This window comes from Chelativorans composti, assembly GCF_039541695.1.
GTDB classification, from domain to species: domain Bacteria; phylum Pseudomonadota; class Alphaproteobacteria; order Rhizobiales; family Rhizobiaceae; genus Chelativorans; species Chelativorans composti.
The window spans coordinates 1-15934 of the sequence record NZ_BAABGS010000016.1; the positions used below are offsets into that span (position 1 = coordinate 1).

Here is a 15934-nt window from a genome sequence, read left to right on the forward strand (position 1 = left end):
CGCGGGCGGCCCTGCAACCCCAACCAGCGATGCCGCCCGCGCTGGCGCCACGACCATCATTGCACTAACAATCAAATTGGACCCGTCCGTGGGGGCCGATCAATGCCGGCTCCCGTCGATGGTGACCACGCATTCGGCCGGGAACGTCGTTTGATGATGTGATTGCGCTCTACTTGAAGTTTCACTCCGGGGCGCATGGGCAAATCATGTTGCCTTGAAATATGGGCCTCATGGATATCTGGATCGGTCACTTTACTTTAACGAGGATAGATACGACAAAGCGTTCGCCAGCTTGATCGATGAGATCGAGCGATCAACTGACACCTTTATTGCCCATTACGTGAAGAAGTACAGTGATCCAGAGTATCCACCGGTTTGAATGGCGGCCGAGATTATGTCGCTTGGGCAATTATCGAAATGGTACAGCAATTTAAGGCTGAGGGCGGACCGTGGATGGATTGCAAAGATCTATGGTCTTGATGAGAAGGTCTTAGTATCGATTACGCATCATTTGACTTATGTCCGGAACAGTTGTGCCCATCACGGCCGACTTTGGAACAAGCAATTCACGGTCACAATGACCGTTCCGAATTCGCCAAGCTCCTTGCGATTGACGATGAATGCAGCTGCCCCGCGAAAACTCTACAACACGCTGGCTGTACTGGGGTATCTGATTGGCATTATCGCGCCAGGGTCCGAATGGCGCAAACATCTGGTCCGGTTGATCGCAAGCTGCCCGCTCGCAGAGCCTGCTGCCATGGGTCTTCCTGCTGGATGGCAAGAAATGCCCGCTTGGAGGACAGCGTCATTCTGAATAGGTTTATATGTTGTCCACACCAGTAGCGCCAACTCATCGTCGGACTGAACTTCGCCCGATCACTCGCGCGGGTGACCCAACAACTGCTTCAGGCGAAGTAACGCATTGAGAGAGGGCGCTTGAAACCAAGGACCAAAGCGATCACTTAGCTATGAAGGGTCCAAAACTCGCCTTCTTGGAATGGTGCCCAGGAGAGGACTCGAACCTCCACGACTTGCGTCACTGGTACCTGAAACCAGCGCGTCTACCAATTCCGCCACCTGGGCCGTTGATGCGATGCCATCTAAGGGGTCCGGCGCGTCCTGTCAACGAGCTTTCGCCGACTTTTTCACTTTCATGCTGTGACTTTTTCACCGGATACGGATTTGCAAGGCTTTGCACACCTTTGAAGGTCACAGAACAAGGGGCCGCGACGGGTGGAGGCAGACGGGAGAGGCTCCATAAGTGGCCGGTGAAGGGGGAATCAGCGGGGTCGCGAATCATCCGTGGCTTGCCGCAACCGCACCGGCAGTTCACCATGGACATCGGCGCGGCATCGGGCTACCCGTGATTCCATGAAAAAGGGCGATCATCTCTTCCTCGTCGACGGTTCGGGCTACATCTTCCGGGCCTACCATGCGCTGCCGCCGCTCACCCGGAAGTCGGACGGGCTTCCCGTGGGCGCGGTGTCGGGCTTCTGCAACATGCTGTGGAAGCTGCTCAGGGACGCGCGGAACACGGATGTCGGCGACGCGCCGACGCATTTTGCGGTGATCTTCGACTATTCGTCGAAGACGTTCCGCAACGAGCTCTTCTCCGATTACAAGGCCAACCGCACGGCGCCGCCCGAGGATCTGGTGCCGCAATTCGGCCTCATCCGGCAGGCGACGCGGGCCTTCGGCCTGCCCTGCATCGAAATGGAGGGCTACGAAGCCGACGATCTGATCGCCACTTACGCGCGGCTTGCCACCGAGGCCGGGGCGGAGACGACCATTGTGTCGTCCGACAAGGACCTGATGCAGCTGGTGAGCGATTCCGTGTCCCTCTACGATCCGATGAAGGACAAGGAAACGCGCATCCCCGAGGTGATCGAGAAGTGGGGCGTGCCGCCGGAGAAGATGGTGGACCTGCAGGCCCTCACGGGCGATTCGATCGACAATATTCCCGGCGTGCCGGGGATCGGGCCGAAGACGGCAGCGCAGTTGCTCGAGGAATATGGCGACCTCGACACGCTGCTCGCGCGCGCGCATGAAATCAAGCAGCAGAAGCGGCGGGAAAACCTGATCGCCCATGCGGACAGCGCGCGCCTTTCGCGCGAGCTGGTGCGGCTTAAGAATGACGTGCCGGTGGAGCATGGACTGGACGAGCTGGTGCTGACGCCGACCAACGGGCCGAAGCTCATCGCCTTCCTGAAGGCCATGGAGTTCAATTCGCTGACCCGCCGCGTGGCGGAGGCGACCGGTACCGACGCATCCGCGATCGAGCCGTGCCATGTGGAGGTGCAGTGGGGCGCGGAGGCGCACGGACCGGACATGCAAGTGACCATGACCGCGACCCCGCCTTCGGGGGCGGGCGAGGAGGGTGAGGTTGCCCCCGTCCGCAACCACGAGGAAGCCGAAGCCGATACGCCGGAGCGAATGGCGCAGAAGATTGCCGCAGAGATGGCCGCGCTGCCATTCAACCGGGCGGGCCATGTCTGCATCCGCGATGTGGCAACGCTGGAGCAATGGGTGCGGGAGGCGCGGGAGGCGGGCCTCGTCGCGATCAACGCTCTCATCAGTTCGGGCGATTCGATGCAGGCCGAGCTCAGCGGTTTCGCGCTCGCCGTCGCGCCAGGCAGGGCAGCCTATGTGCCCGTGGGACACCGCGAGCGGGCCGAGGATCTCTGGGGCGGCGGCCTGATCGAGGGGCAGGTCCCGGAACGCGAGGCGCTCGCGGCGCTGAAGCCGTTGCTCGAGGACGCGTCGGTGCTCAAGGTTGGCCATAACCTCAAGCAGGACTGGCTGGTGCTCTACCGGCGCGGCGTCGAGATGGGGCCGGTCGACGACATCATGCTCATGTCCTATGTGCTCGAGGCCGGCCTGCACGCCCATGACGTCGAAACGCTGTCGAGCCGTTGGCTCGGCTACAACCCTGTCTCGTTCAAGGACGTGACCGGCAGCGGCAAGGGCAAGGTCGCCTATGACATGGTGAGCCTGGAGCAGGCGACGGCCTATGCGGCCGAGCAGGCGGACGTGACGCTCAGGCTCTGGAAGATCCTGAAGCCGCAGCTGGTCGCCAAGCGGATGGTGTCGGTCTATGAGCGGCTGGAGCGACCGCTCATTCCGGTGATCGCGCGGATGGAGCATCGCGGCATCACGGTGGACCGCCAGATCCTGTCGCGCCTGTCGGGCGACTTCGCCCAGGAAGCGGCCGCGATCGAGGACGAGATTTACGAACTCGCCGGCGAACGCTTCAATATCGGCTCGCCCAAGCAACTGGGCGACATCCTGTTTGGCAAGCTCGGGCTGCCGGGCGGTTCCAAGACGAAGACGGGGCAGTGGTCCACATCGGCGCAGGTGCTGGAGGAACTGGCCGAGGAGGGCCATCCGCTGCCGCGCCGGATCGTCGACTGGCGGCAGGTGACCAAGCTCAAGTCAACCTATACGGACGCGCTGCCGGGTTACATCAATCCGGTGACCAAGCGGGTGCACACGTCCTATGCGCTGGCGGCAACGACCACCGGGCGGCTCGCCTCGTCGGAGCCGAATCTGCAGAATATTCCGGTGCGCACGGCGGAAGGCCGCAAGATTCGCACGGCCTTCGTGGCGGCGCCGGGCCATAAGCTCATCTCGGCGGACTACAGCCAGATCGAGCTGCGGGTGCTTGCGCACGTGGCGGACATTCCACAGCTCAAGCAGGCGTTTGCCGACGGGCTGGACATCCATGCGCTGACGGCGTCGGAAATGTTCGGGGTGCCGGTGGAAGGGATGCCGGCCGAGATCCGCCGGCGGGCGAAGGCCATCAATTTCGGCATCATCTACGGCATTTCGGCCTTCGGGCTCGCCAACCAGCTTGGCATCCCGCGGGAAGAGGCGGGCGCATACATCAAGAAATATTTCGAGCGGTTTCCGGGCATCCGGGACTACATGGAGGCCACCAAGGCCTTCTGCCGCGAGCATGGCTATGTGGAGACCGTGTTCGGGCGCCGCGCCCACTATCCCGACATCCGGGCTTCCAATCCCTCTATTCGCGCGTTCAACGAGCGGGCGGCGATCAATGCCCCCATCCAGGGATCGGCGGCCGACATCATTCGCCGCGCGATGATCCGCATGGAGCAGGCGCTCGAAGAGGCCGGCCTGCCGCAGGTGCAGATGTTGCTGCAAGTGCATGACGAACTGCTGTTCGAATGCCCGGAGGACCAGGTGGAGCGCGCCATTCCGGTGATCCGTCGCGAAATGGAAAATGCCGCCGGACATGGGCACGCGCTGTCCGTTCCACTCAAGGTAGATGCACGCGCCGCGGGTAACTGGGACGAAGCTCACTGAGATTTTACGACCGGTTTACACGTTCGCCGGACAAACGGGCAGGGACGGGAAACGTTCCGGCCTGCCGTTTGTTTTTCCACGCATTACTGTTGTTATTTATTATATATATGAGAAGCATATAGATCATTTTTTTTGAATATATTTCATTCATTTTATACAACCTTATGGCACTCTGGGTTGTAAAAATGAGTCTTTGGTCATAATTTGGTGCTCTGTTTCAGGACGGAGATACTGTCGGCAACTGAATTTAATTAATCTGCTAATTTTATGGTGTTTATCGATGGTCAAGAATAAGAATTGCGCTGACATACTGCAGCCAGAGCGTCCCAACATGCAGGCTATCCGTGGCATAATAGGATACGCGCTGCGGCGAGCCCAGCTATCGGTGTTCGATGATCTTATCCAGACGCTGGAGGAGTTTCACCTGCGTCCGGCCAATTTTTCCGTTCTCTATGTGATCAACGAAAACCCCGGGTTGAACCAGTCGGAGATCAGCTCGGCGCTTGGCATCCAAAAGACCAACTTCGTTCAGGTGGTGGACAGGCTGGAGAAGGCAGAGCTGATCAAGCGCTGCCGGGCCAAGCATGACCGCCGCTCCCACGCACTCTATCTCACAGACAAGGGCGCCGAACTGTTCTACAAGGCGCGCGAGCAGCACAAGCAGCACGAGAAGCGCATGATCGAGCGGCTTGGCCCGAACGGACGTGAGCAACTTCTGCCGCTTCTATGGCGGCTCACCAGCGAATAAGACCGCATTCCAGGCCGCTGGATTGCGCTTCCGTCCTGAACGAGGAGCATTCTTCGATCCTGGCTGGGACTGCTCCGAAAATTCGCCAGAGGGGTAAGTAAAAGACAGGCCCCCGGGATGCGCGGCATCCCGGGGGCCTGTCTTTGCCGAAGCGTTGGCGCGACCCTGATCAGCCGATCTCGGGCACCTTGCGGACGGCGCCGAGGGCAGCGCTCGTGGTCATGGCCGCATAGGCGCGCAGGGCAGCGGTGATCTTACGCTTGCGGGGCTTCGCCGGCTTCCAGCCGAGCGCATCCTGCTCGGCGCGGCGGCGGGCAAGCTCCTCGTCGCTGACCGCCAGATGGATGGTGCGGTTCGGGATGTCAATCTCGATGATGTCGCCATCACGGACCAGGCCGATCGCGCCGCCTTCCGCGGCTTCCGGGGAGACGTGACCGATGGAGAGGCCGGAGGTGCCGCCGGAGAAGCGCCCGTCGGTAACCAGGGCGCAGGCCGCACCGAGGCCCTTCGACTTCAGGTAGCTGGTCGGGTAAAGCATCTCCTGCATGCCCGGGCCGCCGCGCGGGCCTTCGTAGCGGATGATCACGACCTCGCCGGCCTTCACCTCGTTGCCGAGAATGCCGCGAACGGCATCGTCCTGGCTCTCGTAGACGCGGGCGGGGCCGGAGAACTTGAGGATCGACTCGTCCACACCGGCGGTCTTCACGATACAGCCGTCAAGCGCAATGTTGCCCTTGAGAACGGCGAGGCCGCCGTCCTTCGAGAAGGCGTTCTCGATGCGGCGGATGACACCCTTCTCGCGGTCAAGGTCGAGTTCCTTCCAGCGGTTGTTCTGGCTGAAGGCGACCTGGGTGGGCACGCCGCCGGGGGCTGCGCGGTAGAACTGGCGCACCTGCTCGTCGTTGGTGAGCCGAATGTCCCACTTGCGGATGGCATCGCCGATGGTGGGCGCATGAACCGTCTTCGCGTCGGAGTGGATGAGGCCGCCGCGCTCCAGCTCGCCCAGGATCGCCATGATGCCGCCGGCGCGGTGAACATCTTCCATGTGGACATTGGCGACGGCCGGGGCAACCTTGCAGAGCACCGGCACCTGGCGGGACAGGCGGTCGATGTCGTCCATGGTGAAGTCGACCTCGCCCTCACGGGCGATGGCGAGAATGTGCAGCACGGTATTGGTGGAACCGCCCATGGCGATGTCGAGCGCCATGGCGTTCTCGAACGCGGCCTTGGTGGCGATGGAGCGGGGCAGAACGCTTTCGTCGTCCTGGCCATAATAACGCTCACAGAGATCGACGATCTTGCGGGCTGCCTCAAGGAAGAGCTGCTCGCGGTCGGCGTGGGTGGCGAGCATGGAGCCGTTGCCCGGCAGGGCGAGGCCAAGGGCCTCGGCAAGGCAGTTCATCGAGTTGGCGGTGAACATGCCGGAGCAGGAGCCGCAGGTGGGGCAGGCGGAGCGTTCGATCGCCTGCACATCGGCGTCGGACACCTTGTCGTTGGCGGCAGCGACCATAGCGTCGACCAAGTCGAGGGCAACCTCCTTGCCGCCGAGAACAACCTTGCCGGCCTCCATCGGGCCTCCGGAAACGAAGATCGCCGGGATGTTCAGGCGCATGGCCGCCATCAGCATGCCGGGCGTGATCTTGTCGCAGTTGGAAATGCAGATCATCGCGTCGGCGCAGTGGGCGTTGACCATGTATTCGACCGAGTCGGCGATGAGCTCGCGCGACGGCAGCGAGTAGAGCATGCCGTCATGGCCCATGGCGATGCCGTCATCGACCGCGATCGTGTTGAATTCCTTGGCGACGCCGCCGCAGGCCTCGATCTCGCGGGCCACAAGCTGGCCAAGGTCCTTCAAGTGCACGTGACCGGGCACGAACTGCGTGAAAGAATTGACCACAGCAATGATGGGCTTGCCAAAATCGCTGTCCTTCATGCCGGTCGCGCGCCAGAGGCCGCGGGCGCCAGCCATGTTTCTGCCGTGAGTGGTCGTGCGGGAACGTAAGGGTGCCATTACTCAAATCCACCAAAAGAGATCGCGTCACCTATATAACTCTACAGGCCCGAATGCCACCCTGCGGCGCGAGGAATGATCAGCCAAGAGCAAATTCTTTCCCGGGTGGCATCCGTAATCACGTTTTCGAGAGCTGTTCTTAATTTATTACGAAAATGTAACAGTGTTGCCCTTGAATTGCCGCTTTGTCGCGCAACATATACAGGGTGTCGGCAATTATTCCGCCGAATGCCAGTTTAAGGCCCGTCCCCCGCCTTTCTGGCACTATACGCGTAACCTAATTCCCCTCTCCGGGTTGCGCGTAGTCATAAGACCGCCGTGGCTCCCCTCCGCCACGGCGGCACTTTCTTGTCTGCATCAGAATACGTACTATCAAGGCGACATGGACATGCCGCTCACCTGTTCGCGCGGGCCGCAACCCGCCGCGTCAGAGGGGCGGCCAATTGTTGTGGAACGACCCTTCCGCGTCCATCCGCTCGAAGCCATGGGCGCCAAAGAAATCCCTTTGGGCCTGGATGAGGTTTGCGGTGCCGGTGGCGCGACGAACCTGGTCGAAATGGCCGAGCGCTGCTGCGAGGGTCGGGACGGGAAGACCGGCGAGGGCACATTCGGCCACCAGGCGGCGCAGATGCGTGTGGGCATTGTCGAGATATCCGGAGAACACATCGGTGAGCAGGAGGCTTTCAGCCTCCGGCAAGGCATCCAGCGCATCAGCGATCTCGCCCAGGAACTGGGAGCGGATGATGCAGCCTGCGCGCCAGATACGGGCGACGGTGCCGAGAGGGGTGTTCCACCCGAATTCCTTCGAGGCAGCTGCCATGACAGCAAAGCCCTGGGCATAGGCAATGATCTTGCCGGCCAGCAGGGCCTGTTCCAGCATCGTCACCTTTTCCGGCGAGAGCGGCGCGAGCTGGCCGGATGGCGGAAGGCCGAACCGCTTTTCGGCCTCCTGGCGCAAGGCTTTCATCGCGGAAATGCTGCGTGCGGCCACAGCGGATTCGACCGTGGTGGCAGGGATGCCGAGGTGCGCGCTTTCGATGGCGGACCAGCGGCCGGTGCCCTTCTGCCCGGCGCGGTCAAGGATCACATCGACGATGGGCTGGCCGGTCCGGTCATCGGTCACCGAGAGGACGTGGGCGGTGATTTCGATCAGGTAGGAGTTGAGGCGGCCGCGATTCCACCCGGCGAAGATGGGGGCAATCTCGCCGGCCGGCAGGCCGAAGCCATCGCGCAGGACGCCATAGATTTCGGCAATCATCTGCATGTCTGCATATTCGATGCCGTTATGGATGGTCTTCACGAAATGGCCGGCGCCGTCGGGACCGACCCAGGCCTGACAGGGCTCGCCCTCGTAACGCGCCGCGATTGCGTTGAGGATCGGCTCAATGCGGCGGTAGGAGGCTTCCGGGCCACCGACCATGAGGGACGGGCCGTGCCGTGCGCCATCCTCGCCGCCCGAGACGCCCATGCCGATGAAGTCGAGGCCAGTGCCGGCGAGCTCGTTCATGCGGCGGCGCGTATCGCGGAAATTGGCGTTGCCGGCGTCGATGATGATGTCGCCGGGATCGAGCAGAGGTCTCAGGGCGGCGACCTGCTGGTCCACCGCGTCACCCGCCGGAACCATCAGGATGACCGGGCGGGGCCGCGCGATGGCATCCTTCAGCGCTTCCAGCGTGTCACAGGGAATGATGTTGGCGGCAAGCGGGCCGGCCGCTTCGGCAAACCCGCGGGTTCGGGATCCCGTGCGGTTCCAGACCGCGATGCGAAAGCCCTTCTCCGCAATGTTCAGCGCCAGGTTTGCCCCCATCACGCCAAGGCCAATCAGGCCGATGTCGGCTTTGCTCATGGACCATTCCTCCAACAAGCGCAGATGAACGCACGCGGCGTCGCGCCGTTCCACAGCCGTATGGAAGGGCAGCATTATGCCGAAATTGCGGGAGGGGGCGTTGCGTTCACCGTCGCGGCGAAGCGCGGACTCCGTTTCCAGCCTATCACTGGACCAGACACGCGGAACGCGTCGCTCTGCCCGGCCTCCCCCCGAGTGGCCTAAAAGGAAAGGGGCTTGCCTGAAAGCGCCTAGCGGCACTTGCGGGCGTAGAGTTCCANCAGCTTGCGGGAATGGAACTCGATGACATCGCCGGTCTCGATGTCGATCAGATGGTCGTGATGGCCGGTGGCTTGCTCGAAGCGAGCCCTGCCGCCCTCGAACTCATGACGCTGGATGGCGCCCTTCTCCTCGAGCAGCTTCATCGTGCGATAGACGGTCGAGAGCGAAATGCTGGGATCAACGGCAGAAGCGCGCTGGAAGATTTCGAGCGCGTCGGGATGGTCGTCCGTGTCGGAGAGGATCTGCAGGATCACCTGGCGCTGCCGGGTGATCCGCACCCCCGCCTCACGAAGCTTTGCCACGTAGTCATGCTTTTGCGGAATCGTCTCAACCATTGCCCAAATATGCTTCATCTTGCAGCGCGTTGCAAAGCCCGGCGGCCGGTAGGGAGCTACCGTCCGCGCACCGGCGGATCGCGGTCATGCCCTATTCCGATAATATGCAAAGATTTGGACTGTTGGGGCCGGTGGCGCGACATGCCCCTTGCATCCCGCGACCGACAGAGGCAAAGGATTGCAAAAGCCTCTGACACAGCACCCGGCAGGACGACGACAACGGAAGGACGCCATGAGACCTGTATTCGTTCAGCTTCGCTGCCAGCCCGGCAAGACCTACGAAGTGGCAGACGCGCTCTACGAGCGCGAGGTTGCTTCCGAGCTTTATTCGACGAGCGGCGAATACGATCTGCTGCTGAAGGTGTACATCCCGGAAGGCGAGGACATCGGCAAGTTCATCAACGAGAACATCGCCAACGTGCCCGGCATCGTGCGCTCGCTGACCACGCTGACATTCAAGGCTTTCTGAGCTGACGCCATCAGTCCGTGCGGTGACGGGCGGAAAGCCGCTTCCTGCCTTCCTGAAACCGCGCGGGAGGCGGCCCTGGAAAACCTGCCACTGCCAGCGCCTCGCACCCGCTCCGCTATCAAGGGGTTTCCGATGAACGCCGAGGAACTTGCGACCGCACTTCTGAATCAGGCGCAAGGCCGTGGCCGGTTCGTCGCGGCCATTGCGGGTCCGCCTGCGGCCGGCAAGTCGACACTCGCGGAAACGCTACACGGCATACTGACCGGGCGCGGAGAAAGGGTCGCCGTCCTCGGCATGGATGGCTTTCACTATGACAACGCGTTGCTCGATCGGTGGGGACTGCTTGGGCGCAAGGGCGCGCCGGAGACGTTCGATTTCCCGGGCTTTCGCGTGGCTCTAGAACGCATCCGGGAAGGTGCGGACCACGTTGCGGTCCCGGTGTTCGACCGGTCCATGGAGCTGGCGCGCGCTGGGGCGGCGATCATCACACGTGACACGCGCATCGTGATCGTCGAGGGGAATTACTTGCTGCTCGACGAGGCGCCGTGGGATTCGCTCGATCCGCTATTCGACTTTTCCATCTATCTGGACGTGCCGGAGGCCGTGCTCGAACGGAGGCTCGAAGAGCGGTGGAAGCTTCACCCCAACGGGCGCGACAAGATCGACGGCAACGATCTGCCCAACGCACGCCGCGTCGCCACCCACCGCAAGACGGCGGATCTGGTGATCAGGCTTCCGGATTCGACGCCACCCTGAGTTCCGGCTAAGGTCTGCGGACGCCGCACCAGGGGGGTGGGGAATCGCGATCCGGCGCGGCACATGTCACCAAATCTCCATGGAACAAGTGCAGACTCGCGCCATTGTTCCGATACCATCCTTGGTCCAACAGGGAGTTTGCCGATGATCGTTGCCTATGAACAGCCGCGCATGCCGCGCGGGGTCTGGAGCTCTGCGTTCCTGTCATGCCTGCTGCTCGCTGCGGTCGGTTTGGGATCGCTTTCAGCCGCCGCACAGGGGCTCGAAAGCGAAGGAGCGATCGACGCCATCATCGGCTCTGACGTGAAGACCGACGAAGCCAAGCGCGAGAGCGATCTGAAGCGCGTGGTCGCGGCTGTCGAAAACTCACGCGGCAGCGCGGAACAGGTGCGCAAGGCCTACAACATCGACACCCTGGAAATCGTGTTCGTGCCGGAGATCTCGGAAGAACTTGCCCGGATGCTGGCAGAGCACGACGCCGACGTTCGGGTGCTGCGCGAGTCCATCGAGGGTAGCGCAATCTTCTATCACGCGGTGGATTCGCGCTCGATCATGCTCACGAACATCATCGCGGCCGAGTTCGGAGAGGATGGAACCGTGACAGTGTTCGTCAAGGGAACGAGCGATACCGCCGACCGGGAAGTGGAAACGCCGCCGGTGGATTAGGTTTTCAGGGTCGGCGGCAGGCGATGGGGCGGCTGTAGAGTGCCTCGACGCGGGTGATAGCCTGGTCCAGCGGCTCGATGGCGACAGTCATGGAGAACCCATTAGCGTGGACGATCTCGCCCGGCCGGGTGACGATCGCGACATGTCCGGGCCAGAACACGAGATCGCCGCGCTGCAGTTCTTCCAGGTCGGAGTCAAGCGGCGTGCCGATGGAGGTCATCTGCATGTCGGTGTCGCGGATCACCGTCCGCCCCGTCATGCGTATGGCAAGCTGCACCAGACCCGAGCAGTCGATGCCGAAGCCGCTGCATCCGCCCCAGAGGTAGGGCGTGTGGATGAGCATCTCCGCCACGGAGACGTAATCGTCCGCATGGCTGTCGATGGGGCGAAGATGGCGGAGGAAGATGGCGCGGCCGTCCTCCAACATACCATAGCGATTGCCGCGCGTTTCGACCTCCTCGACGACCCTGACCTGAGCGCCGAGACTGTGGGTCATCGAGGCGGGCTTCTTCAGTTCCGGTTCGGGATAGACGAAGGTGCGCGGCACGCAGACGACGTGGGTTGCCTGGAAGGGGCCCTCGTCGATGCTGCTGTCCGGCACATAGCCCACGTAGCCGTCGCGCTCCGCCTGGACCCAGGCCCAGCCGTTGCTGCGCTCGAACACCCGGACGTGGTCACCATGCAGGAACTGGGTGTCCATGCCGGAGGAGCCGTCCGGAGCCTGGTGAACCCGGGCGACGGGGACGGCGATATGGAACAGCTCGCCATCCACGAAACGCTCGGCCTCCACCTTGCCTTCGAGTCGCCGGTCCGCCAGATCCGGCCTGAACGCGTTCAGGCGGCGGTCGAGTGGCGTGACGGTCGGGCTCGCGGACATGGGCACTGCTCCTCGGACTATTTCCCGTAACGTTCGGTCAGAACGGCATAGAGCGCGCGGATGGCCTGCGCTTCAGCCCCGACGGGGCAGGCCGGCTTCTCGACGGGCGTCCACGAGAATATGTCAAAATGCGCCCAGGTTGCAGCATTTTCGACGAAGCGGTGCAGGAAGAGCGCGGCCGTCACCGAGCCGGCAAAGCCGTCCGTGGTGGTGTTGTTGATGTCGGCGATGCGCGACTTGAGCTTATCCACGTAGGGCTTCCAGAGCGGCATGCGCCAGACCGGATCGGCAACCGCCTGGGCGGCGTTCGCCACGGCGGCGGCGAAGTCATCGTCGTCCGTGTAGAAGGGCGGGAGATCCGGGCCCAGCGCCACGCGCGCGGCACCGGTCAGGGTGGCCATGTCGATGAGCAGCTCGGGTTTCTCCTCGTCGGCGAGCGCCAGCGCATCGGCCAGCACGAGACGGCCTTCGGCGTCGGTATTGCCGACCTCGACGGTGATGCCCTTGCGGCTCTTCAGCACGTCGCCGGGACGGAAAGCGTTGCCGGAGATGGAGTTTTCGACCGCGGGAATGAGGACGCGCAGGCGCACGGGCAGTCGTGCCGACATGATCATCGAGGCAAGGCCCAGGACGTGGGCCGCGCCGCCCATGTCCTTCTTCATGAGCAGCATGCCGCTCGCAGGCTTGATGTCGAGGCCGCCAGTGTCGAAACAGACGCCCTTGCCGACCAGGGTCACCTTCGGCGTGTTCGCGTCGCCCCAGGTAAAGTCGATGAGGCGCGGGGCGGTGGCGGAAGCGCGGCCGACCGCGTGGATCATCGGGAAGTTCTTCGTCAGCAGGTCGTCGCCCACGATCGACGTGAAAGCGGCGCCGTGGAGCCCGGCCAGGCTGCGGGCAGCTTCCTCGAGAAGGTCGGGGCCGAGGTCGCTGGTCGGCGTGTTGGCGAGGTCGCGGGCGAGATAGGCACCCTCCGCGATTCGCTTGACGGCCTCGGCGTCAGCGCCTTCCGGCAGGGTGAAGGTGATTTCCGGCGTGGGCTTCGCGCCATAGCGGGTGAAGGCGTAAGCGCCGAGCTTCAGCGCCACGGCGGCGAGCGTCGGGACCTCCGGCGTGGTGGCAAAGTGCCAGCTGCCCTTCGGCAGGGTGCGCGCCAGCTTACCGACCAGCAAGGGGTCGGAAGCATCCTTGCCGAGGCCGAAAAAGGCGCCGGCGAGGCCGCCGTTCTCGCCCGGAATGGGAAGCAGCGCCCCGCTCGCGCCGGTGAAACCGTTGGCGGCGGCCCAGGCGCGGGCTCGTTCGCCGGCTCCGCATTCCTCGAGCTTGCCGTCACGGACGAGATACACAGGCAGGGAGTCGGAAGGCTTCCGGGCAGCGAATTCTAGCGGCATGGCTGATTCCTCACTGAATACATGCCCGCACCACTAGCATATTCCCAGGGCGGGAGACCATGCGCGGGTTTTCAAACCTTGGCATGCAGCGTTGTGAGGGCTTCGCTGCGCTGTGCATCAGCCGCGATGATCACCCGACAGAAAGAGCGTTTGCCATATTTTGTTCTTAGGTATTGCGTTATGTGATCCAAAGGCGCATTTGGGCGACCAAACCCGTCTCAGATGATTCCGCGGCAGTCCGCCTGCCCATCCTCCTGACATCAGGGGAAGAAAATCAGCATCATGCGCGCATTCTGGAAAAGAGGCCTTGTCCTAGCCGTCATCAGTCTTGTGCTCGTTGCCGGTGTTCTCGCCCTCAGGGCGACCACGTTCCGGGAGGTGGACCCGGCCAATCCTTTGGCAAGAACGGTGAACAGCGCGCCCCAGGCGACGGATGTGGTGGTGCTCGGTGCATCCCGCGCGGCCACGCTGGGATTTCCTGAAATCCGCGAACTGGTCGAACGGAATACCGGCCGCAGCGTGACGGTGCTGGCGACCGATGGCTACGGCATCCTGCCCAATGCGCTGTTGCTGGACGTGCTGCTGCGCAAGACGCATCCGCAGACCGTGGTGCAGGTGGTCGACACGTTCGCCCTGCTGTCACCGCGGTGGAACGAGGACCAACTTGAATCCGGAAACCTCTACGCGCACTCGCCGCTCGACGACGATATCCTGGAGGTGCTGAAGCAGGATCCGCTCACCAGCGGCAAGACCTATGCCTACATGCTGGGGCTTGGCGGGGAGAAGGGATCGGGCGAGGCGCGCGCCGCCGAGATGCGCAGCCCGGTGGATTTTGACCGGACCCATGTTCCGAACGAGCAGCTGGATGCGCAGCGGGTCGCCGAGCTCTATGGCGACAGCCGTGCGGAACTGATCGCCGGTTACGTATCGCGGCTCGGGGGCATGGCGCAGGCCGCGCGCGGCGCCGGAAGCGAGTTCCTTCTTCTCTTCATGCCGGTGCCGCCGCATTTCAGCGCCCGCCTGCCGGAAGCTCATTACGCGGTGATCCGGCAAATCAGGGACATGGCGGAGCAGCTGGACCTCTGCGTGCTGGATCACATGGACGTGCTGCCCGGCGAGGAAAACTACTACGATACCGATCATCTGAACCGCACCGGCGCTGAACGCTACGCGAGCGGACTGCTCGCGGAACTTCTGCTGCCTTCGCAGGGCGACGATGAGTTCGAGGACGTCCGCATGTGCGGTTTCGCCATGGATCGGGAGCTGCAGCAGCAAGAGTAGTAAATCGGTACTCTTGGCGCCGGGCGCCGCGGGCCGCATCCCGCATCCCTCACCGCGTTAACCGTCCATTAGGGTTAACGAAATATCACTCCCAGCAAGTGTTCGTAACAGTTTGCAGGGGCGGTGTATGCGGGACATAACAGTGACGGGGGCAGGGCGGATCCGTTTTTCCCGCTTGGTCTTGGCGGTGGCCCTGGCGGCGCTGGTTACAGGCTGCTCGAGCGGGCGCGGCTTTGGTCCCACGAAAACGGCATCCGTGGATCCCATGCCGGTGGGTTCGGTGTCCGCGATGACGGAGCCGCAGTTGCGCGCCACGGCGGACAGGCTGGGCCAATCCTACGTTCGCGATCCCAAGAACAAGACGGTGGCAATGCAATACGCCAACGTACTGCAGATGAGCGGGCGCAACGACCAGGCGCTGGCGGTAATGCGGCGGCTCGCCATCGACTATCCGAAGGACCGCGACGTGCTGGCCGCCTATGGCAAGGCGCTCGCCGCGGCGGGCGAGCTGGAGCCGGCGCTGGACGCCGTGCGGCGCGCGCAGACGCCGGAGTATCCCGACTGGCGCCTGCTCTCGGCTGAAGGAGCCATTCTCGACCAGCTGGGCCAGCCGGAGGAGGCCCGCGCGCTCTATCGCAAGGCGCTCGAGATCCAGCCGAATGAGCCGTCAGTGCTTTCCAACCTGGGCATGTCCTATCTGCTGCAAAACGACCTGCGCACCGCCGAAATCTACATGAAGCAGGCGGCCGAGGCGCCGGGCGCCGACAGCCGGGTGCGGCAGAATTATGCGCTTGTGGTGGGGCTGCAGGGGCGTTTCGCCGAGGCGGAGGCCATCGCCGCGCGCGAACTCACGAAGGAGCAGGCGCAGGCCAACGTCGCCTACCTGCGCAGCATGCTCGCCCAGAACAATAGCTGGAGCCAGATCGCCCAGGAGGACAAGCGGCGCAGGAGCTGAGGCTCCTTCGCGGGCAGG

General features: G+C 63.1%; 11 protein-coding genes, 1 tRNA gene and 2 pseudogenes. 8 read left to right on the forward strand and 6 right to left on the reverse strand.

Annotated elements, in window-relative coordinates:
- Window positions 1-184: 184 nt before the first annotated feature.
- Window positions 185-814, forward strand: a pseudogene (locus tag ABD906_RS16090) (Abi family protein); the annotation flags it as partial.
- Window positions 815-998: 184 nt separating this feature from the next.
- Here the strand turns inward: ABD906_RS16090 and ABD906_RS04455 are convergent.
- Window positions 999-1083: transfer RNA gene (locus ABD906_RS04455), tRNA-Leu, on the reverse strand.
- Between the two features lie 288 nt (window positions 1084-1371).
- On the opposite strand from ABD906_RS04455, the gene polA reads away from it, so the two are divergent.
- Both polA and ABD906_RS04465 read left to right on the forward strand, forming a co-directional pair.
- Entirely contained in the window at window positions 1372-4323 is a 2952-nt protein-coding gene (gene polA / locus ABD906_RS04460) for a DNA polymerase I (protein ID WP_345098424.1), read from the forward strand.
- Window positions 4324-4654: 331 nt separating this feature from the next.
- Complete coding sequence (locus tag ABD906_RS04465; protein WP_345098425.1) at window positions 4655-5071, forward strand: MarR family winged helix-turn-helix transcriptional regulator; 417 nt, start codon at window positions 4655-4657, stop codon at window positions 5069-5071.
- 169 nt (window positions 5072-5240) lie between these two features.
- Here the strand turns inward: ABD906_RS04465 and ilvD are convergent, their stop codons facing one another.
- From ilvD to ABD906_RS04480, 3 genes and pseudogenes are all read right to left on the reverse strand, one after another.
- Window positions 5241-7082, reverse strand: a complete 1842-nt coding sequence (gene ilvD / locus ABD906_RS04470) for a dihydroxy-acid dehydratase (RefSeq protein ID WP_165277180.1) — start codon at window positions 7080-7082, stop codon at window positions 5241-5243.
- A gap of 427 nt (window positions 7083-7509) precedes the next feature.
- Window positions 7510-8928 (reverse strand): NADP-dependent phosphogluconate dehydrogenase, encoded by a 1419-nt coding sequence (gndA, locus tag ABD906_RS04475; protein ID WP_165277179.1) that lies wholly within the window; start codon window positions 8926-8928, stop codon window positions 7510-7512.
- 251 nt (window positions 8929-9179) lie between these two features.
- Window positions 9180-9524, reverse strand: a pseudogene (locus tag ABD906_RS04480) (Fur family transcriptional regulator); the annotation flags it as partial.
- Window positions 9525-9756: 232 nt separating this feature from the next.
- Here ABD906_RS04480 and ABD906_RS04485 point away from each other — a divergent pair.
- The 3 genes from ABD906_RS04485 (at window position 9757) to ABD906_RS04495 (ending at window position 11415) form a co-directional block, all read left to right on the forward strand.
- Window positions 9757-9993: an Lrp/AsnC ligand binding domain-containing protein gene (locus ABD906_RS04485; protein WP_165277177.1), complete on the forward strand. Its 237-nt coding sequence runs from the start codon at window positions 9757-9759 to the stop codon at window positions 9991-9993.
- A 132-nt stretch (window positions 9994-10125) separates the two neighbouring features.
- Window positions 10126-10749: a nucleoside/nucleotide kinase family protein gene (locus tag ABD906_RS04490; protein ID WP_165277176.1), complete on the forward strand. Its 624-nt coding sequence runs from the start codon at window positions 10126-10128 to the stop codon at window positions 10747-10749.
- Window positions 10750-10893: 144 nt separating this feature from the next.
- A complete protein-coding gene (locus ABD906_RS04495) occupies window positions 10894-11415 on the forward strand; it encodes a hypothetical protein (RefSeq protein ID WP_165277175.1) in 522 nt (173 codons plus the stop codon).
- A 4-nt stretch (window positions 11416-11419) separates the two neighbouring features.
- On the opposite strand, the gene ABD906_RS04500 is transcribed toward ABD906_RS04495, so the two are convergent.
- Both ABD906_RS04500 and ABD906_RS04505 read right to left on the reverse strand, forming a co-directional pair.
- Complete coding sequence (locus ABD906_RS04500) at window positions 11420-12292, reverse strand: C40 family peptidase (protein WP_345098427.1); 873 nt, start codon at window positions 12290-12292, stop codon at window positions 11420-11422.
- A gap of 17 nt (window positions 12293-12309) precedes the next feature.
- Entirely contained in the window at window positions 12310-13680 is a 1371-nt protein-coding gene (locus ABD906_RS04505) for a leucyl aminopeptidase family protein (protein ID WP_165277173.1), read from the reverse strand.
- A 282-nt stretch (window positions 13681-13962) separates the two neighbouring features.
- On the opposite strand from ABD906_RS04505, the gene ABD906_RS04510 reads away from it, so the two are divergent.
- Both ABD906_RS04510 and ABD906_RS04515 read left to right on the forward strand, forming a co-directional pair.
- The gene (locus tag ABD906_RS04510; RefSeq protein WP_165277172.1) at window positions 13963-14961 is read left to right on the forward strand and encodes an SGNH/GDSL hydrolase family protein; all 999 of its coding nucleotides are present in this window, start codon (window positions 13963-13965) and stop codon (window positions 14959-14961) included.
- Window positions 14962-15088: 127 nt separating this feature from the next.
- Window positions 15089-15916 carry a tetratricopeptide repeat protein gene (locus ABD906_RS04515; RefSeq protein WP_165277171.1) on the forward strand — a complete coding sequence of 276 codons (828 nt, stop codon included), beginning with the start codon at window positions 15089-15091 and terminating at the stop codon, window positions 15914-15916.
- Window positions 15917-15934 lie beyond the last annotated feature (18 nt).

Excerpts from the sequence above, each read along its gene's own strand:
- polA (WP_345098424.1), top strand. The coding sequence starts at position 1,372 with ATGAAAAAGGGCGATCATCTCTTCCTCGTCGACGGTTCGGGCTACATC.
- ABD906_RS04465 (WP_345098425.1), top strand. The coding sequence starts at position 4,655 with ATGCAGGCTATCCGTGGCATAATAGGATACGCGCTGCGGCGAGCCCAG.
- ilvD (WP_165277180.1), bottom strand. The coding sequence starts at position 7,082 with ATGGCACCCTTACGTTCCCGCACGACCACTCACGGCAGAAACATGGCT.
- gndA (WP_165277179.1), bottom strand. The coding sequence starts at position 8,928 with ATGAGCAAAGCCGACATCGGCCTGATTGGCCTTGGCGTGATGGGGGCA.
- ABD906_RS04485 (WP_165277177.1), top strand. The coding sequence starts at position 9,757 with ATGAGACCTGTATTCGTTCAGCTTCGCTGCCAGCCCGGCAAGACCTAC.
- ABD906_RS04490 (WP_165277176.1), top strand. The coding sequence starts at position 10,126 with ATGAACGCCGAGGAACTTGCGACCGCACTTCTGAATCAGGCGCAAGGC.
- ABD906_RS04495 (WP_165277175.1), top strand. The coding sequence starts at position 10,894 with ATGATCGTTGCCTATGAACAGCCGCGCATGCCGCGCGGGGTCTGGAGC.
- ABD906_RS04500 (WP_345098427.1), bottom strand. The coding sequence starts at position 12,292 with ATGTCCGCGAGCCCGACCGTCACGCCACTCGACCGCCGCCTGAACGCG.
- ABD906_RS04505 (WP_165277173.1), bottom strand. The coding sequence starts at position 13,680 with ATGCCGCTAGAATTCGCTGCCCGGAAGCCTTCCGACTCCCTGCCTGTG.
- ABD906_RS04510 (WP_165277172.1), top strand. The coding sequence starts at position 13,963 with ATGCGCGCATTCTGGAAAAGAGGCCTTGTCCTAGCCGTCATCAGTCTT.
- ABD906_RS04515 (WP_165277171.1), top strand. The coding sequence starts at position 15,089 with ATGCGGGACATAACAGTGACGGGGGCAGGGCGGATCCGTTTTTCCCGC.